Here is an 18,221-nt window from a genome sequence, read left to right on the forward strand (position 1 = left end):
ACAGGCCATTCAACCGTGAAAGTCCTCCTCGTCCACGCCCACCCCGAAGCCCGTTCGCTCAACGGCTCGCTCAAAAACTTCATGGTGGAGCGTCTCACCCAAGCCGGGCACGAAGTGCAGGTGTCCGATCTCTATGCGATGCAATGGAAGGCGCCGCTCGATGTGGCGGACTTCGCACATGTCGAGCCCGGCGCGCATTTCGATCCGGTGCTCGATTCGCTGCGCGCCTTCGAAGACGGCACGCAGCCCGACGACATCGCCAGCGAGCAGGCCAAGCTGCTGTGGGCCGATGCGGTGATCTTCCAGTTTCCGCTCTGGTGGTACTCGATGCCCGCGATCCTCAAGGGATGGATCGAGCGCGTGTATGCCTATGGCTTCGCCTACGGCATTGGCGAGCACTCCGACACGCACTGGGGCGACCGCTTCGGCGAAGGCACGCTGGCGGGCAAGCGCGCGATGCTGGTGGTCACCACCGGCGGCTGGGCGCCGCACTACAGCCCGCGCGGCATCAACGGGCCGATGGACGACCTGCTGTTTCCCATTCACCACGGCATCCTCTACTACCCGGGCTTCGACGTGCTGCCGCCGTACGTGGTGTACCGCACAGGCAAGGTCGACGACGCGGCCTATGCGCGCATCACCGAAGAACTTGGTGATCGTCTCGATGCGCTGTGGACGACGGCGCCCATCGCCTTCCGACCGCAGAACGCGGGCGACTACGAGATTCCCGCCCTCACCCTGCGGCCCGACGTTGCGCCGGGCCGCACCGGGTTCGCGGCGCATGTGGCAAGCACGGCCGATTGATCAGGGCAGCACCGGGTTGGCCGCTGCGTTCGCAATCGCCGCATCGGCATCGACGCGCAGCATGAAGCGCTTGGCCACCAGGTCGTTGGCCGCGTTGGTCACTGCCGCGACGTAGCCCGCCTGGTCCGTGTAGCGCTCCTGCAGCGAGAGCCGCGGGTCGGTCGTGCCGGCGCGTTGCGCAGTCGTCTTCACGAACGGAAAGTACGCGCCGAAGAGACCCGCCTGGTCGATGGTGCCGGGCTTGTTCGTGTAGTTCCAGCCGGTGTTGGTGCCCACGGGCACGGCCACGTCGATGCTGCGGATGCCGGCGATGTCGTTGCCGTCCGCATCGACCTGCGGCACGAGGATCGCGTAGTCGCGGCCGAGGTACGCGGGCGGCACCTGGGTGGCGATACCGGTCTCGTCTTGCGGGCGATAGTTCGGACCCCAGTCGAGCAGCGAATAGGTGTTGACGAGGCCCGTGTAGTTCGCGCCCGGAACGGCCGGGAACTTGACCTGCGCCGGGCGCACGAGCGTCGCGTTGGCGATCTTGGGCACCTGGCTGTCGGGCGGCGTGGTGCCGCTCACGACCCACTCCTCGAGGTTCTGGTACAGCGCGCGCACCACGGGGATGACGCTCGTGTTCGCGTTGGTCGTGTAGAGCGCGCCGGCGCTTGCGCCCGGCAGCGATGCAAGACCGAGCAGGTGATGCGTGCTCGCGTAGTAGTAGATGCGCGCGTTGGCCGGCTGCACGAGGTCGGTCGTGCCCCATGCATCGGTGAGCAGCGGCGAGCCCTGCAAGGTCCAGAACTCCGTGCCGCTGAAGCCGATGAAGAGCTTGGGGCAGGTGCCGCTCGCCTCGCAGCGCGAGAGGATGCCGCCGCGGCGCTGGGCCACGTCGTCCACGTAGTCCTTCGAGAGGCCGCGCGTGCCGGCCTGGCCGAAGGCCGTGTGGTCGGTGCGCACGCCTCCACCGCCGCCGGGAATGGAGAAGCGCATGTTGATGTTGGTCTGCCGCGCGGCGATCTGTGCGAACACGCCGTCGAACACCTTCTGGCCCGCACGGTCCTCGTTGAAGCCGAGGTGCACGAAGGTCTTCATGAAGTTGCCGCATTGCGAGACGCCCGAAGCGATGGTGTTCTTGATCGCCGCAGCCACCGGGTTGGCCGTGCCTGCCGCATCGCTCGCGTCGCGATGGAAGAAGGTGATCATGTCGCGCAGCGCCGCAAGCCCGAGGCCCATGACCTTCGGGTCCTTCGCGATGTAGACCAGCTCGTACATGTAGGCCGGGTCCCATTTGTCTTTCAGGCACACGTTGGTCTCGTCGGGCGTGCCGGGGAACGGTGCGCTCGCGCCGCACTTGGCGAACTTCCACTCGCTCGCGGGAATGAGCTGGCGTGCATCGCCCTCGTTGATGCGGCGCGTGAGCACGTAGCCGGGCTTAGTGTTGTCCAGGCTCGCGGTCGCGTAGGCTTGCATCGCGGCGTTGAAGGGGCCGCCGGGCAATGGCAGCGAATCATTCGTCGCCACCGTGGGCAGCAGCTCGGCGCGGTAAGGGCCGGTGATGGTGCTGCCATCGACGTTCTTCGCGACCGGCACCTGCAGCGTGAGCTTGCCGGGGGCTGCGGGCACGTCGCCCTGCCACGCCGCCGTGAGGAACACGTAGCCGCGCGAGGCGAAGTACGGATCGAGGTTGACGATGTTGCCGCGGTTGGGCGCGTCGTAGCGCAGCACGCCGCTGGCCTTCGTCATGTCCTTGGGCTTGAAGAGCACGAAGTCCGACGTGTACTCGACCTTGCCGTTGGCGTTGAGCGGTGCGAGCTGCAGGTCTTGAATGATTGCGTTGCGCGCGTCCTTCGGGTCGACCTCGCCGGTGAAGGTGCCGCTGATCTTTTCGTAGGCGCCTGCGCTGCCGAAGGTGCCGGGCACGTCTTCGGTCTTGCTGATCGCGAGCTTGAACTTCGGCGCGGTCGCAGCCGGCGGTTGCGTGGTGGGTGGCGAGTTGCCGGCGATGGGCGGCAGCACGAAGCCCCCGCCTCCACCGCCGCTTCCGCCGCAGGCACTCAGAAAAAGGGCGGCCGAAGCCACCGTGGCAGCCGCGAGGCTCCAGCGTTTCATGGTTTGTCTCCTGTTGTGGTGTTCTGTATTCCGCGGCGCCGATCTCCGCTACGGCATGTGCATCACCGCGTGGGCATCACTCGGCTTCGATGCCGGCGGCCTTCACGATGCGGCCCCACTTCTGCGATTCGCTGGCCTGGAACTTCGCCAATTCCTCGGGCGAGGTGGTGAACACCTCGGTGCCGGTGGGCTCGTAGAAGCCGGTCTTCGCCGACTCGCTCTTCGCGGCCTTCACGAGCAACTCGTTCAAACGCTTGACGACGGCGGGCGGCGTCTTCGCCGGCGCGTACGCTGCGAACCAGTAGCCCATCTCGTAGCCCTTCACGCCGGCTTCGGAAATGGTGGGCACGTCGGGCGCGAGCGGCGAGCGGCTGGCGCTCGACATGCCCAGCGCGCGCAGCTTGCCGCCCTTCACCTGCGGCAGGCCCGTGGCGGTGTCGGTGATCATCATGTGGATCTGCCCGCCGAGCAGGTCGGTCACAGCCAGCGTGTTGCTCTTGTAGGGCACGTGCAGGAGCTTGATGTCGGCCATCTGCTGCAGCAGTTCGCCCGCCATGCGGCTCGACGAACTGCCGCTGCCGAAGCTGTACTTGCCCGGCTCCTTCTTCGCGAGCGCGACGAACTCGGCCACGGTCTTCGCGGGGAAGGATGGGTTCACCACCATGATCTGACCGCCCTTGCCGAGCGCGGCGATGGGGGCGAAGTCTTTCACGGGGTCGTAGGGCAGCTTCTTGAACAGGTGCTCATTGGCGGCGTGTGTGGTGTTGGTGGTGATGAGCACCGTGTAGCCATCGGCCGGCGCCTTGGCCACGTTCTGCGAGGCGATGAAGCCGCTCGCGCCGGCCTTGTTGTCGATGATGACGGGCTGCTTGGTCTCGGCCGTGATGCTGTTGCCGAGCGCACGCGCGATCTGGTCGGTGGCGGTGCCGGCCGCGAACGGCACGACGAAGGTGATGGACTTTTCGGGGAAGGCCTGTGCATGGCCCAGCAGCGGGGCCAGCGCGAGTGCGGTAGTCAGTACGGCGAGGGGAAATCGTTTCATTGTTTTGTCTCCGGATGGATGAGTAGTAGGAAAAAGGGAACGCTGCAGCTACGGCCCCGCGAGCAGCGGTTCGAGCGCACGAGGTATCTGGATCGGCATGTCGAGCAGCAGGAACGAGAGCGCCTTGCCATGCGCATCGAGGTTCAGCGCATCGTTGACGCCGCCGTCGAGCACCGCATCGAGCACGAAGTTCATCGCGTGCAGCCTGGGCAGCACGAAGCGCTGCACCTGCGAGGGCGCGCGGTGGCGGAACTGCGCAGCGACGCGCTCGGGCGTAAGCTGTTCGAGCAGCAGTGGATAGAACTCGGCGCGCCATGCGATCACGCTGATGTTGGAGCGGTCGCCCTTGTCGCCGGTGCGGCCGTGGGCTGCGCGGTAGAGCGGGACTTCGACGAGCGAGTCGAGCCCTGACATCGGGTGGTTCATACGCGGCGGCCTTGCCCCCTCTCCCGCTTGCGGGAGAGGGTTGGGGTGAGGGTGCCTCCCGGGGCCTCTGCATGCCCCCTCATCCCCCGCCTTCTCCCGCAAGCGGGAGAAGGAGCCAATACCAACGCGCTGCTCATACCAAGTCCTCCGCACCCATTAATTCAAACCGCACCGGCACCGATTCGCGCGGCAAGAGGCACGAGAGCGTGTTGAGCCGTGGCGTGAGCGCGGTGCGCACGCCGCCACCGCCCGCGGGTCCGCAGGTGTAGAGCGCCATCACCTCGCGTGCGAGGCGCTCGGCTTGTGCGCGGTCGGCGTGCGTGGCGGCGACGCGCAGGCGCACGTCGCGCAGGCCGGTGTCGGGTGTGTCGGCGAGCGCGCGGCCGGCGTCGTCGCCGAGGATGCTCAGCGCGCCGATGAGGTCGACGCGCAGCGCGAGGCCGTCGAGCCGCTTGCGCAGCACGTCCGCCGCGAGCCGGGCGCGGGCTTCGGCGCGCGGGCCGGCATAAGAGATTTCTCCCTCGGCGAGCCAGCCGCCTTCGTGGCAGACGTTGACCTTGTAGTGGCTAGGCCGCGCATGGCCGCGCACGCCGGAGAGTTCGACACGGTCCTTGCCGGGCAGCGCGCGCACTTCGGCTTCGGCGATGTCGGCGACCACGTCGGGCGTGAGGTACGCGGCCGGGTCGTGTACCTCGTAGAGCAGTTGCTCCTTCACCGTGGCTTCGCTCACGAGGCCGCCGGTGTTGTCGGCCTTGCCGATGGTGCAATGGCCGTCGGCATCGATCTCTGCAATCGGGAAGCCGACTGCTTCAAGCCCCGGTACGTCCTTGTAGCCCGGGTCGGCGAAGTAGCCGCCGCAGACCTGGGCGCCGCATTCGAGCAGATGGCCCGCCATGGTGGCGCGGCCGAGCCGATGCCAGTCGTCGGCGCGCCATCCGAAGTGCGACATGGCCGGGCCGACGGCGAGCGACGGGTCGGCCACGCGGCCGCACACGACGATCTGTGCGCCTGCATCGAGCGCGGCGGCGATGGGCTCGGCGCCGATGTAAGCGTTGGCGCTGACGACGCGCAAGCCCTCGACCTGCGGGCCGAGCGCGTCTTTCAGCAGCGCGCGATGCTCGGTACCGGAAAGGTCATCGCCCTCCACCACCGCGATGCGCGGCGCATCGGCACCCAACTCGCGCGCCATGCGGGCGATGTGCCGCGCTGCAGCACGCGGATTGGCCGCGCCGAAGTTGCTCACGATGCGGATGCCATGCGTGAGGCAACGCGCGAGCACCGGCCGCAGCATCGCATCGAGCAACGGTTCGTAGCCCGCCTCGGGGTTGTCGCGGCGGCGCAGTTGTGCGAGCGCAAGCGTGCGCTCGGCCAGCGTCTCGAAGATCAGGAAGGCGCGCTGCCCGGCGGGGCCATCCGCAAGCCGCGCGATCAACGTATTGACCACCGGCCCGGCCGCATCGGTGCGGTCGCCGGAGAAACCAGCCGCGCAGCCGATCAGCAAAGGGGGCAGTGATTGGGCATTCATCGAGATGCAATGTAGGCAAACGCTCGTGATCCGTAAAATCGAAAATCCGGATCAATTGATCTGCATTTCAAATAAGAAGGCCAGAGACATGAGAAAGACGCCCGACCTCTCCACGCGGCAACTGCGCGCCTTTCTCGCGTTGGCCGAGCACCGCAACTTCACGCGCGCGGCGCAGACCTGCCACCTGTCGCAGCCCGCGTTCAGCGCGCTGATCCGCACGCTCGAAGACGCCATCGGCACGCGCCTCTTCGATCGCGACACGCGCAGCGTGCAGCTCACGCCCGAAGGCCGGCTCTTCGAGAGCTCGGCGCGCCGCCTGCTCGACGACATGGGCAGCGCGATGGGCGACCTGGCCGACCACGTGGAGCGCCGCAAGGGCCGCGTGCGCATCGCGGCCCTGCCCTCGCTCGCGGCGGGCTGGCTGCCCACGGTGTTCGCGGAGTTCATGCAGGCCTGGCCCGGCATCCGCATCGACCTGGACGATGCGCTGTCCGATGCCTGCGTCGCGCTGGTGCGCAGCGGCCAGGCCGACTTCGGGCTCGCGGCCTCGGGTGCGGCGGCCGACAGCGATCTGCTTGCGCGCAAGCTCTGCACCGATCGCTTTCACCTCGTCTGCCGCGCCGATCATCCGCTCGCACACGAAGCACGCCTCACGGTCAAGAAGATCGCGCCGTGGCCCTTCATCCAGATGGCGCGCAACAGCAGCGTGCGGCAGGCACTCGATGCGGCACTGCACCCGCTGCGGCTGAACGCGGTGTTCGAGGTGGAGCACCTGGCCACGGTGATGGGGCTGGTGGAAGCCGGGCTCGGCATCAGCGTGGTGCCGGCGCTCACGCTCTTTCATTTCCGGCGCGAGACGCTGGTGACGCGGCCGCTGCCGTTGCCTGCGCTCACGCGCACGTTGTATCTGGTGCAGCGGCGCGAGGGCAGTTTGTCGGTGGCGGCGCAGACGCTGCATGACCTGGTGGTGGCGCGGCTCGGGTCGCTGCGGCTGGATTGAGTCTGCCTATGTGGCGACGGCGCAATTCGACCAGTTGATGCAAGCCGCTGTGCGGTCCGTTCGACACAATGGGCGCAGCCCACCTGCACGGAGACAAGCCACATGCAGCAAGAAGAACAGATCGCACTGATCCGCCGCGCCCTTGCGCTGATCGAAACCGGCGACACAGAGCGCGGCGAACCCGCCGTGAGCCCCGTTTCGCGCTACCTCGACCCGGCGCGCCATGAACGCGAGGTGGAGCGCATCTTCCGCCGCTACCCGCTCGCGCTCTGCCCTTCGGCCTCGCTCGCCAACGCAGGCGATTCGTTCGCCATCGACGTGGCCGGCCTGCCGCTTGTGCTCGTGCGCACACAGGACGGCCAGCTCAACGGATTTATCAACGCCTGCCGCCACCGCGGCGCACGACTCAAGCCTGCGGGGCTGTCGAACCAGCGCGCGCTCGTGTGCCCGTACCACAGCTGGACCTACGGGCTCGACGGCGCATTGCGCGGCCGCCCCTCGGGCGAAGACTTTCCGCATGCGCCCGCTTCAGCCTGCAGCCTTGCGCGCGTGCCGGTGGCGGAGGCGCTGGGCTTCGTGTGGGTGGTTCCTTGCGCGCTGGCCGAGGGGGAAAGCGCCGAACTCGACATCGATGCATGGCTCGGCCGCTTCGGCGCCGACCTGCGCTCGTGGGGCTACGACCGCTGGGTGCCGTTTCACCAGCACGCCTTCGACAACGCCGCGAACTGGAAGATTCCGTTCGAGGCGAACCTGGAGACCTATCACTTCCAGTACGCGCACCGCAACAGCATTGCGACGCTGTTCTACGACAACCTGCTGATGGCCGACCACGACCGGCAGCACCACCGCCTGTTCCTGCCCAAGCGCAGCATCGAAGGCTTGCGCGACCTGCCTTCGAGCGAGTGGCAGGTCGGGCCGCACTCGAACATCATTTACTTCTTCTTCCCGGCCACCTTCATCCTGCACGAGGGCGACCACGCCAACGCTTTCACCGTGCTGCCCGAGGCGCCCGGCCGCTCGCGCGTGATCGCGAGCACGCTGATTCCCGAGCTGCCGAAGACCGAGAAATCAACGAACTACTGGCGCAAGAACGTCGAATCGTTCTGGGGCGCGCTCGACGAAGACTTCGCGCTCGGCGTGTCGGCACAGTCAACGCTGGCGAGCGGCGCGCAGGCCTCGCTCTACTTCGGCGCCACCGAGTGGTGCTCGGCGAAGTTTCATGCGGACGTCGAAGCGGCGACCAACTGAGCCAGCGCGGCGCGCGCGGTCGGGTTCGGCGTGGGCTCGGCGATCTTGTGCAGCGTGTTGCGGTCGGTATGCCGAAAGGGCTCGGGCTTGCCGCGCACATCGAGCAGCGTGACCTGCTCGTACGACCAACTGGCGTTGTCGTGGATCGTCACGGAGATGTCGTAGCGCAGCGTCTTGAACGCATGCTCCAGAAACGGGTTCGACAGGATGCCGTTGGTCGCGGCGCCGCGCACCGCTTCGAGCTTGAATGACTTCGCATCGGGCGCCGCATGCCCCATGGCCATGACGGCCTGGCCGCGCGGAATCGTCAGCGTCTGGATCACCGTGCCGGTGGCGGCCTCCCAGAGCCAGTAGCCGACCTGGTCGTGAAAGCTCTCGACCTCGTCGGGCTTGACGATGCGCACGTGGTAGCGCAGCCCGTAGAAGATCTGCGGCCCGTTGGTCTGCGCATCGATGGGCTGGAACTCGGCATGCTCGACATAGGCCTCCGTTTCGGGGCCGTCTTCCTTCGGTGCCACGTCGTGGCCCGTGGCGCTGGTCCAGATGCCGGCGAGGCCGGTGAGCGGGCCCAGGTTGGAGAGCGTGTGCGGATCGGGTTCGGGTTCTGTGTAGATGTCGTGGGGATAATCGGCCATGTTTTTTCCTGGATCTGGGTGTGACGGTCGGAAGTATCGCCAAAAGAGGGCGTCCGGCTTCCGGATTTTTCTTGCTCCCTCCCCTTCCGGGGGAGGGTTGGGGTGGGGGCAAGCGGCGCATCCATCGAGCGCTCTGCCCTCCCCCATCCCAGCCTTCCCCCAGAGGGGGAAGGAGCAAGGCCCAGCCCTTCCCGGGTTTCCCCCCACATCAAAATGAGGTACGCACCTCAAAATCCGCCCCATGCCCTCCAGCACCCAGCGACTTCCCCTGCAAACCGGACGGGCCACCCTCAGCGACGTGGCGCGCGAAGCCGACGTGAGCCTGGCCACCGTGGACCGGGTGCTCAACAAACGCACCGGCGTGCACGCGCGCTCGATCGCGCAGGTGCAGCAGGCCGTCGAGCGGCTGAACTACCGCCCTGACCCGGCGGCCGCCCGCCTCGCACGGCCGCATCCGCACCGGGTGAGCTTCCTCCTGCCCTCGGGCAACAACACCTTCATCGAGATGCTGCGAGAGCAGATCACCGGCAGCAGCGGCTGGATGGAAGACCACCGCGTGAGCGCGCAGACGCACCAGGTCGACGTGTTCGAGCCGCAGCGCCTCGCGCGCCGCATCCTCGCGCTGCGCGGCCAGTGCGACACGGCCGTGGTGATGGCGCTCGACCATCCGCTGGTGCAGGCGGCCATCGACAAGCTGGTGGCGCAAGGCATCGCCGTGATCACGCTGGTGTCGGACGTGCCGAAGTCGCAGCGTCAGCATTTCGTGGGCATCGACAACGTGGCCGCCGGCCGCACCGCGGGCACGCTGGTCGGCCGCTTCTCGGGCGTTGCCAAGGGTGAGGTCGGCGTGATCGTGGGCAGCCTGTCGCTGCGCGACCATGCCGAGCGCAGCCTGGGCTTCAGCCAGGTGATGGCGGCGGAGTACCCGGGGTTGCGCGTGCTGCCGCCGGTGGAGGGCAAGGACGACCCGAAGCTCGCGCGTCAACTCTCGGCGCGCCTCCTGGCCGCGCACCCGAAGCTGGTGGCGCTCTACAGCGTGGGCGCGGGCAATCCGGGCATCTCGGCCACGCTCAAGGCAAGCGGGCGCGCGGGAAAGATCGTCTTCGTCGGCCACGAACTCACACCCGCCGCGCGCGCCGATCTGCTCGACGGCACGATGGCCGCGGTCATCAACCAGGACGCGGGGCACGAGATCCGCTCGGCCCTTCGGCTGGCGATTTCGCGCCTCACGCGCGAGCCGGTGCATGCGGACCAGGAGCGCATCCGCATCGACATCTATCTCAAGGACAACCTGCCGTGAACGCGGCGGCGCTGCCCTCCTCCGACTGACCCAACTTTTTGCAGGAGCGTCGACATGGCCACCAACATCAAGGGCCCAGGCATCTATCTCGCGCAGTTCGCCAGCGACAGCGCACCGTTCGACTCGTGGCACTCGATCACGCGATGGGCCGGCGGGCTCGGCTTCAAGGGCGTGCAGATTCCCTCGTGGGATGCGCGCATCTTCGACCTGAAGAAGGCCGCCGAATCGAAAACCTACTGCGACGAAATAGCCGGCGTTGCGCGCGAGAACGGCGTGGAAATCACCGAGCTGGGCACGCACCTGCAGGGCCAACTCGTGGCGGTACACCCGGCGTATGACGAAGCCTTCGACGGCTTCGCGCCCGAGGCCTATCGGCGCAACCCGGTGGCGCGGCAGGCGTGGGCGGTGGAGCAGATGCTGTTCTCCGCGAAGGCCTCGCGCAACCTCGGGCTCAAGAGCAACGTGAGTTTTCCGGGGGCACTGGCGTGGCCTTACCTCTATCCGTGGCCGCCGCGTCCGGCCGGATTGATCGAGGCCGCGTTCGACGAACTCGCAAAGCGCTGGCACCCGATCTTCGATGCCTTCGAAGACGCTGACTGCAACGTCTGCTTCGAGCTGCATCCGGGCGAAGACCTGTTCGATGGCGTGACCTTCGAGATGTTGCTGGAGCGCGTGAAGAACCACCCGCGCTGCTGCATCAACTACGACCCCTCGCACTTTCTGCTGCAGCAACTGGACTACCTGGAATTCATCGACATCTACCACTCGCGCATCAAGGCGCTGCACATCAAGGATGCGGAGTTCCGCCCCACGGGCCGCCAGGGCGTGTACTCGGGCTTCCAGCCGTGGGTGAACCGCGCGGGGCGCTTCCGGTCGCTGGGCGACGGGCAGATCGACTTCGGCGCCATCTTCTCGAAGATGGCGCAATACAACTACGATAGCTGGGCCGTGCTGGAGTGGGAGTGCTGCCTCAAGCACCCCGAGGACGGCGCGGCCGAGGGCGCGGAATTCATCCGCCGCCACATCATCCGCACGACCGAGAAAGCCTTCGACGACTTCGCGGGCGCCGAGACCGATACCCAGCAGCTTCGCCGGATGCTGGGTCTGGAGACGACGACGACACCGGCGAAGAAGTAGTCAGCAACCCAACGAGCTGGCTTTATCTATTTACAACGAAGGAGACAAGAGACCATGACGAACAGAAGAATCTTTTCGGGCATCGCACTGGCCGTGTGCGCCCTTGCGAGCATGCCCGCGCTGGCCCAGAACAAGGCGATGGTGATGGGCGTCTCGGTGCCCGCCGCCACGCACGGCTGGACCGGCGGCGTCGTGTACTGGGCCAACCGCACCAAGGCCGAACTGGAGAAGCAGTACCCGGGCATCAAGGTCTTCGTGAAGACCGCGGGCTCGGCCACCGAACAGGCCAACCAGGTGCAGGACCTGCAGACGGTCAACAAGATCGACACGCTGGTCATCCTGCCTTTCGAATCGGCGCCGCTCACCAAGCCAGTGGCGCAGGTCAAGTCCAAGGGGGTGTTCGTGACGGTGGTCGACCGGGGCCTGACCGACCCCAACGCGCAGAGCGCCTACGTGGCCGGCGACAACCCGGGCTTCGGCAAGGTGGCGGGCGAGTACATGGCCAAGACGATGGGCGGCAAGGGCAACGTGGTCATCTTGCGCGGCATTCCGACCGTCATCGACAACCAGCGCGTGGACGCCTTCAACGAAGTGATGAAGGCCAACCCCGGCATCAAGGTGCTCGATGCCAAGCACGGCAACTGGAACCGCGACGATGCGTTCAAGGTCATGCAGGACTACCTCACCCGCTTCAAGCAGATCGATGCGGTGTGGGCCTCCGACGACGACATGGCCGTGGGCGTGCAGAAGGCCATCGAGCAGGCCAAGCGCGACGACGTGAAGCTGGTGGTGGGCGGCGCCGGCGCCAAGGGCTACATCAAGAAGGTGATGGACGGCGACAAGATCGTCTCGGCCGACGTGACCTACGCGCCAAGCATGATCGCGGACGCGATGAATCTCACGGCGAAGTCACGCGTTGAAGGCGGTGCGATGCCGGCGACGACGATCATTCCCTCAGTACTGGTGACCAAAGAGAACGCGGCGAAGTACTACTTCCCCGATTCGCCGTTCTGAGCCCGGGCTGCATCGCCTGAGCGGGGCGCGGCGTTCGCTGCGCCTGGTCGGCGGCTCCGTCGGCCTCCGGCTCGCCGAAGACTGACGCGGAAAGACCCGCCGAGACCGCGAATTTGGAACTTCGGTATTCGTTATCAACGAGAGTGGATGGCCTTTAACCACTCCGGCACTGGGCCGATTCGCAGGGGGCTTCAAACCGTCACGACATGGGAGCAAGATGCCCGTCCGCCGATTTCTTGCCGTCACCCCGACCTGACCGAAGGAGCCTGCTCATGCTCGCCACTGCAGAACGAACCATCAAGATTCCCGGCCCCGACCATGCCATCAACATCGCGCGCAATCCGCACCGCGTGGTGGTCTCGGTCGACGGTTGCGTCGTCGCCGATACGCGCGAGGCGCTCACGCTGCGCGAGTCGCACTTCGGCACGGTGCACTACATCCCGCGCAAGGACGTGAAGATGTCGCTCCTGGAGCGCACGCAGCACGCCACCTACTGCCCCTACAAGGGCGAGGCCAACTACTACAGCATTCCCGCGGGCGGCGAGCGCTCGGTGAATGCGGTGTGGACCTACGAAGCGCCCTACGACTCGGTCTCGCAGATCAAGGACCACGTGGCCTTCTATCCGGACCGCGTGGGGCCGATCGAAGAACGCATCGTCTAGCCTCCGCTCAGTGAGTCGACAAACAAAAGCCGGGCCCCGCTTTCGCAGGGCCCGGCTTTTGTACGTTCGCTCGCCGATGACGGCGAGGAAGGCGCGGTGCTGTGGATTACAGCGGCAGTGCGTCGCCGCGAGCGGCGGCGCGGGCTGCGGCACGCACCGTGGCGCGGTCCACACCGCTGGCCAGCACCGGAGCGACACGCGACGAGGCGCCTTCGGCATACGGGTTCTCGCTGCGCGAAGCGACAGCGGCTTCGGCACGGACGGCGGCGCGGCTGGTCGAGGAGACGAACACTTGTGCAGGGCCTGCATTGGCGCCGGTGGCGTACGGGTTCGCGCTGCGAGCGGCAACCACGGCCTGGCGGGCGACATCGGCGCGGCTGACGGTGGAGTTCACTTGCTGCACGCCTTCGTAGGTTTCAGCGTGGGCGGCGCCGGCAACGGCCATCAGGGCAACAGCAACGGCGGAGAGGAGCTTGGAGGCATTCATTTCGATTTCCTTCAGTTCAGTTCAAGTTCAAGTTCTTGCTTGGTTGATTTCGAACCGGTCTTGGGTGGGTCACCGTCCCTCCGGGGGCGGCCACCTCGCTCGGGGCCCTGTTCACTCGGATCAATCAACTGTGTGGCTGGTCCGTGAGATGAATTGTGCGCCGCCATCTAAGTAAAAACCCTCGACAAAAGGAACCGCGGTGTTCACAACTGGGAAACAATCGTGACCTGCACGGCCGCCATCCCGCGTCATCCCCAGGTCAGCGGGTCCAGGTGCAGATAGAAGGCGAGGCGCTCGTCGTCGGGGGTGGAAATGCGATGCGCCTCGAAGAGCGACTGGCGCGCCGCGAGCGGTTGCGCCGCGTCCGTCCAGGTCTCGCGCGCGTTGGCGAGCAGCAGCGAAAAGTCGACGTACCGGTCCGCCGTTCCGAGCCGTCCCAGGTCGATGAAGCCGGTGCAGCGCAGCGTCTCGGGATCGAGCATGAAGTTCGGCAGGCACGCATCGCCATGGCAAACCACGAGGTCGCGCGCCTCTTGCGCGAGCCGTGCGGGCAGTTGCGCACGCAGGCGATCCAGCAGCACCGGGGGCGGAATGGACTGGTGCTCGGGGTCGAGGAAATCCGGGTTCACCGCATTCCGCGCGACGACATACGCGGCGCGGTCGAACATCGCCGAAAGGCTGCGTTCGAACGGGCAATCGGCCACCGGAATTTCGTGCAGCGCCCTCACCCGCTCGGCGATGGATGGCCACGCCTTCAGCAAGTCCGACGCGGAAAGATCGCTGGCCGGCACACCCGCCACGGCGCGCGTGACGAGGCATGCGCCGTCGTTCGATGCATGCCAGTCCATCACCGCCGCCGAGCCGAGATCGAACGGCGCGAGCCACTCGGTGCGACGGCGCTCTTCATCGAGTTGCACCGCGCCCTCGCCGAGCGAAACCTTCGCGAACGCAGCACCATCGCTGCGCCGGTACACGGCATCGCCGGATTCGCCTTCGCTCGCGCGAATCCAGGTCTTGCCAAGCGGGAGTTTCGGCAATAGCTTCGCCATGCCCACTCAGTGCCCCACCGATTTCGAGAACACATTCACCACCACGACGCCCGCGATGATCAGGCCCAGCCCGGCAATCGCGGGACCGTCCAGCGACTGCCCGAACCACAGCCAGCTCACCACCGAAATGAGCACGATGCCCACGCCCGACCAGATCGCATACGCGATGCCAGTCGGCAGCAGGCGCAGCGCGAGCGACAGAAAGTAGAACGACACCGCATAGCCCACCACCGTGGCCACGCTGGGCCACAGGCGGGTGAAGCTGTCGGAGGCTTTGAGGAAGCTGGTCGCCAGCACTTCGACGACGATGGCGACCGCGAGATAGACGTAGGTAAGAGCCATCGAGAGACTCTAACGCCGGCCGTTCGAGGCAGCGGGTTCTATCCCTTTGCCTCACAGAGTTCTGGAGGCTCTGCCGCGCCGCATTCAAGGCGGCAGCAACAGCGGCCCGCAGTTCTCGTCCGCCACGAACACCGCCACCAGCTTCGCGGGCTTCACCGGATCGGGGTTCTCCGCGAAGACATGCAGCGTGCCCGGCGGCTCGAAGAAGGTCTCTCCGGTCTTGTACGTGCCGACCGGACCGCCGCCCAGTTGCGAGCGGATCGTGCCGCCCAGGATGATGGCCGTCACCGAGCCCGGATGACGGTGTGCCGGCGAAAAAGCGAGCGGTGGAAAGTCGACGATGACCGTGGTCACCGACTTGCCCGGCACATGCGGCAGCGCCTCGCACGAGATCACCTTGGTCGAAGTTGCAGGCCGCGCCGCCTCGCCCAAACCCGCGGGCGCAGGTGCGGACGAGAACATCGGCCGGCTCACCGCACTGCACACGTCGTCGAGCCATTGCGCGGCGCCCTGCTTGCTGCCGTGTGGCATCAATGCCCAGCCCGCTGCCAGCACCACGGAGAGCGCGGCAACGCCGGCCCCGACCTGGTTGCGGTGAGGAAGTCGGGCCGCCTTCATGCCGCCAGCCCCTTGGGCAGCCGCAGCGATGCATACCAGCCCAATTCGCGCTTGGCCTTCTCGCTGCTGACCTCGGCGTTGTCCTCCGCGATGTTGAAGACGCCGCCCTGCGCATGCCGCAGCGCCATCACCGCCGCCCAGGCCGCGGCCTCCACGTGGACCGGGCTCACGCCCTTGGGCACGGCCGTCGACGTGCCCGGCCCGTAGATCTGCCCGTAGCGCAGCACCGTGGCCTTGATGCCGACGGCGCCCAGTACGCTGCGCTCCAGAGCCGCCACCCCGCCCACGCTCACGCGGCGGATGCCATCGGCTTCGAGGTCGAGCGGATCGTCCTCGACGTGCGGCCTCTGCCCCGGCGCATAAGCCCAGGCGATGCTCTGCGCGACCAGCCGGTGGCTGCCCGCCGCCAGCGCCGCGGCCACGAGGTTGCGCGTGCCTTCGGTGCGCACGCGGGCGTTGCGATGCGCCGCTTCGGTCATCAGCTTCGGATCGAGATCGGCCGGCAAGTCGGTGAGCTGATGCACCACGATCTCGGGCCTTATGCGAATCAGCGCCGCGCGAAGCGCCTCGGCGTCGAACACATCGACGACGACCGGCGTCACGCCCCGGGCTTCGAGCGCCCCTGCGCGGTCGGCGCGGCGGGTGCTGCCGTACACCTCGTAGCCGGCCTCGGTCAACAGCGGAACCAGCGCGGCGCCGATGGCACCGGCCGCGCCCGCCACGAATATCTTCTCGCGCATCGCATGTCCTTTTCTTGCTGGAGTTCTGGTCGATGGCTCGATCCTAGGTTTTCGATGTCCCATCAAAAAGAGGCAAGATTCGTCAGAATGACAAGGCCATGATCCAAGAAAAAGCCGCTTCCACCGCCCTTCTGGAGATCGACCGCAGCACGCCGACGCCGCTGTATCGGCAGATCTACGCGCGCTTCAGAACCGCCATCGAGCAGGGCGTGCTCCACCCGGGCGACCGCGTGGCATCGGCACGCGACCTGGCGAGCGAACTGGGCGTTTCGCGCGGCACCATCGAGACGGCCTACAACCTGCTCATGGGCGAAGGTTATTTTTCGTCGCAGGGACAGGCGGGCACGGTGGTCTCGCCCTCGCTGCCTTCGCAGCGGCCGGCACGGCGCGAGCGCCGGCGAAACGAGGCGCCCGCCGATGGCGAAGTGCTCGCCGATGCCGCGCCTCCGCCGCCGCTGCAACTGGGCATCCCGGCGCTCGATGCTTTCCCGCGCAAGCTCTGGGCGCGCCTGACCGCCCGCCGCGCGAGGGCTGCAACTGCGGCCGACATGTTCTACGGCAACCCCTCCGGCTATGCGCCGCTGCGCGCAGCCATCGCGGCCTATTTGCCGGTGTCGCGTGGCGTGTCGTGCAAGCCTTCGCAGGTCTTCGTGACCGGCGGGTATCGCGCGTCGCTCTCGCTCATCGCGCACACGTTGCTCAACAAAGGCGATGCGGTGTGGGTCGAAGACCCGGGCTATCCGCCCACGCAGGAAGTGCTGCGCAGCAAGGGCCTGCGCGCAGTGCCCGTGCCGGTGGACGACGAAGGCATGGTCGTCGCGCGCGGCGTGCGCAAGGCGGCCGCCGCGCGGATGGCCATCGCCACGCCGTCGCACCAGGCGCCGCTCGGCGTTTCGATGTCGCTCGCGCGCCGGCTGCAGTTGCTCGAATGGGCCTCGCGGAGCAAGGCCTGGATCGTCGAGGACGACTACGACGGCGAATACCGCTACGCCGGCCCGCCGCTGCCCGCGCTCAAGAGCCTCGATGGCCACGACCGCGTGCTGTATGCGGGGAGCTTCTCGAAGATGCTGTATCCGGGCCTGGCGCTGGGCTACGTGGTGGCGCCCGAATCGCTCTCTGCCGCGTTCGCCGAAGCCGCGCGGACCGGCTCCAACGGCAGCCCGCAGATCACGCAGGCCGTCGTCGCGGACTTCATGCGCGGTGGTTTTTTCCCGCGCCACCTGAAGAAGATGCGGCTGCTCTACGCGCGGCGGCGCGGCATGCTCGCGGCCGCGTTGCTCAAGGCCTTTGGCGACGAGGTGCGCATCGACCTGAAGAGCGGCGGCATGCATCTCATCGCGCGCTTCGACAAGCACCGCGAGCGGGATACCGAACTCGCCCGCCGCGCGCAGCTCGCGGGCCTCAACTGCCAGCCGCTTTCGACGCGAGGCACTGCGAAATTTCGCGACGAAGGACTGCTGATGGGCTTCACCAACATCGGCTCGGCCGCAGAGGCGAAGCAGCTTGCGACGAAGCTGCGCGCTGCACTGGTCTCACGCTGAAATGCAGGGCGATGCGAGCCTCGGTAAAGTCACCCGCGCGGCCCGACGTGGACGCCGACTCTCCCAAACACACACCATTCAAAGGAGACAAAGACATGGCAATCAAGCGAATGGACAACGTCCTGATCGTTGTCGACGACCTCGAGGCAGTGAAGGCGTTCTTCATCGAACTGGGCCTCACGCTCGAAGGTCAGACCACAGTCGAAGGGCCTTCCGTCGGACAGCTCATCGGGCTTGGAGATGTCCGATCCACCATCGCGATGCTGCGCACTCCCGATGGGCAGGGCATCGAACTCGACAAGTTCCACACGCCGGAGGCCGTGAGGTTCGGGCCTGTGGATACGCCGGTGAACGCCCTGGGCATTCGCCGCGTCATGTTTGCCGTCGAGGGCATCGGTGACGTCGTTGCGCGCATGCGGACCCACGGCGCGGAAATCATTGGGCAGATGCAGTACGGGGAGTCGTACCGGCTTGCCTATGTTCGCGGGCCTGAGGGGATCATCGTGGGGCTTGCAGAGCAACTGGGCTGAAGGTCAGAAGGTCAACCTCCGCCG

Annotated in this window: 19 protein-coding genes; 9 read left to right on the forward strand and 10 right to left on the reverse strand. The window is 66.9% G+C overall.

What is annotated here, in order from left to right; translation table 11 throughout:
• The first annotated feature begins 15 nt into the window (after positions 1–15).
• A complete protein-coding gene (locus QF040_RS10880; protein ID WP_429611023.1) occupies positions 16–804 on the forward strand; it encodes an NAD(P)H-dependent oxidoreductase in 789 nt (262 codons plus the stop codon).
• On the opposite strand, the gene QF040_RS10885 is transcribed toward QF040_RS10880, so the two are convergent.
• The 4 genes from QF040_RS10885 to QF040_RS10900 form a co-directional block, all read right to left on the reverse strand.
• Positions 805–2,901 (reverse strand): alpha/beta hydrolase domain-containing protein, encoded by a 2,097-nt coding sequence (locus QF040_RS10885; RefSeq protein ID WP_429611024.1) that lies wholly within the window; start codon positions 2,899–2,901, stop codon positions 805–807.
• A gap of 76 nt (positions 2,902–2,977) precedes the next feature.
• A complete protein-coding gene (locus tag QF040_RS10890; RefSeq protein ID WP_429611025.1) occupies positions 2,978–3,943 on the reverse strand; it encodes a Bug family tripartite tricarboxylate transporter substrate binding protein in 966 nt (321 codons plus the stop codon).
• A gap of 48 nt (positions 3,944–3,991) precedes the next feature.
• Entirely contained in the window at positions 3,992–4,357 is a 366-nt protein-coding gene (locus tag QF040_RS10895; RefSeq protein WP_429611026.1) for an AtuA-related protein, read from the reverse strand.
• Between the two features lie 145 nt (positions 4,358–4,502).
• Positions 4,503–5,894 (reverse strand): acyclic terpene utilization AtuA family protein, encoded by a 1,392-nt coding sequence (locus tag QF040_RS10900; protein ID WP_429611027.1) that lies wholly within the window; start codon positions 5,892–5,894, stop codon positions 4,503–4,505.
• Positions 5,895–5,982: 88 nt separating this feature from the next.
• Between QF040_RS10900 and QF040_RS10905 the strand changes: the two genes are divergently transcribed.
• Positions 5,983–6,894 (forward strand): LysR family transcriptional regulator, encoded by a 912-nt coding sequence (locus QF040_RS10905; protein ID WP_429611028.1) that lies wholly within the window; start codon positions 5,983–5,985, stop codon positions 6,892–6,894.
• A gap of 102 nt (positions 6,895–6,996) precedes the next feature.
• Positions 6,997–8,142 (forward strand): aromatic ring-hydroxylating oxygenase subunit alpha, encoded by a 1,146-nt coding sequence (locus tag QF040_RS10910; RefSeq protein WP_429611029.1) that lies wholly within the window; start codon positions 6,997–6,999, stop codon positions 8,140–8,142.
• Here the strand turns inward: QF040_RS10910 and QF040_RS10915 are convergent.
• On the reverse strand, positions 8,112–8,777 hold the full coding sequence (locus tag QF040_RS10915) for an FABP family protein (RefSeq protein WP_306878521.1): 666 nt from the start codon (positions 8,775–8,777) through the stop codon (positions 8,112–8,114). The two genes, QF040_RS10910 and QF040_RS10915, sit on opposite strands and share 31 nt — an antisense overlap.
• A 241-nt stretch (positions 8,778–9,018) precedes the next feature.
• Between QF040_RS10915 and QF040_RS10920 the strand changes: the two genes are divergently transcribed.
• From QF040_RS10920 to QF040_RS10935, 4 genes are all read left to right on the forward strand, one after another.
• Complete coding sequence (locus QF040_RS10920; RefSeq protein WP_429611030.1) at positions 9,019–10,077, forward strand: LacI family DNA-binding transcriptional regulator; 1,059 nt, start codon at positions 9,019–9,021, stop codon at positions 10,075–10,077.
• Positions 10,078–10,131: 54 nt separating this feature from the next.
• Positions 10,132–11,214: a sugar phosphate isomerase/epimerase family protein gene (locus tag QF040_RS10925; RefSeq protein WP_429611031.1), complete on the forward strand. Its 1,083-nt coding sequence runs from the start codon at positions 10,132–10,134 to the stop codon at positions 11,212–11,214.
• 54 nt (positions 11,215–11,268) lie between these two features.
• Positions 11,269–12,228 carry an ABC transporter substrate-binding protein gene (locus QF040_RS10930; protein WP_013542232.1) on the forward strand — a complete coding sequence of 320 codons (960 nt, stop codon included), beginning with the start codon at positions 11,269–11,271 and terminating at the stop codon, positions 12,226–12,228.
• 272 nt (positions 12,229–12,500) lie between these two features.
• Positions 12,501–12,890 carry a DUF427 domain-containing protein gene (locus QF040_RS10935; protein ID WP_307504996.1) on the forward strand — a complete coding sequence of 130 codons (390 nt, stop codon included), beginning with the start codon at positions 12,501–12,503 and terminating at the stop codon, positions 12,888–12,890.
• A gap of 106 nt (positions 12,891–12,996) precedes the next feature.
• Here QF040_RS10935 and QF040_RS10940 read toward each other — a convergent pair whose 3' ends face one another.
• The 5 genes from QF040_RS10940 to QF040_RS10960 form a co-directional block, all read right to left on the reverse strand.
• Positions 12,997–13,377: a helicase SNF2 gene (locus tag QF040_RS10940; RefSeq protein WP_429611032.1), complete on the reverse strand. Its 381-nt coding sequence runs from the start codon at positions 13,375–13,377 to the stop codon at positions 12,997–12,999.
• 248 nt (positions 13,378–13,625) lie between these two features.
• Positions 13,626–14,426 (reverse strand): APH(3'') family aminoglycoside O-phosphotransferase, encoded by an 801-nt coding sequence (locus tag QF040_RS10945; protein WP_429611033.1) that lies wholly within the window; start codon positions 14,424–14,426, stop codon positions 13,626–13,628.
• Positions 14,427–14,432: 6 nt separating this feature from the next.
• Positions 14,433–14,768 (reverse strand): SMR family transporter, encoded by a 336-nt coding sequence (locus QF040_RS10950; RefSeq protein ID WP_429611034.1) that lies wholly within the window; start codon positions 14,766–14,768, stop codon positions 14,433–14,435.
• An 84-nt stretch (positions 14,769–14,852) separates the two neighbouring features.
• Positions 14,853–15,386, reverse strand: a complete 534-nt coding sequence (locus tag QF040_RS10955; protein WP_429611035.1) for a cupin domain-containing protein — start codon at positions 15,384–15,386, stop codon at positions 14,853–14,855.
• A complete protein-coding gene (locus tag QF040_RS10960; protein ID WP_429611036.1) occupies positions 15,383–16,126 on the reverse strand; it encodes an NAD-dependent epimerase/dehydratase family protein in 744 nt (247 codons plus the stop codon). The genes QF040_RS10955 and QF040_RS10960 overlap by 4 nt, the downstream gene beginning before the upstream one ends.
• 98 nt (positions 16,127–16,224) lie before the next feature.
• Here QF040_RS10960 and QF040_RS10965 point away from each other — a divergent pair, with 98 nt between their 5' ends.
• Together QF040_RS10965 and QF040_RS10970 are read left to right on the forward strand one after the other, a co-directional pair.
• On the forward strand, positions 16,225–17,667 hold the full coding sequence (locus QF040_RS10965; RefSeq protein ID WP_429611037.1) for a PLP-dependent aminotransferase family protein: 1,443 nt from the start codon (positions 16,225–16,227) through the stop codon (positions 17,665–17,667).
• A gap of 95 nt (positions 17,668–17,762) precedes the next feature.
• Entirely contained in the window at positions 17,763–18,197 is a 435-nt protein-coding gene (locus QF040_RS10970) for a VOC family protein (protein ID WP_429611038.1), read from the forward strand.
• The last annotated feature ends 24 nt before the right edge of the window (positions 18,198–18,221 follow it).

Source organism: Variovorax sp. W2I14, assembly GCF_050435205.1.
GTDB lineage: Bacteria > Pseudomonadota > Gammaproteobacteria > Burkholderiales > Burkholderiaceae_C > Variovorax > Variovorax paradoxus_C.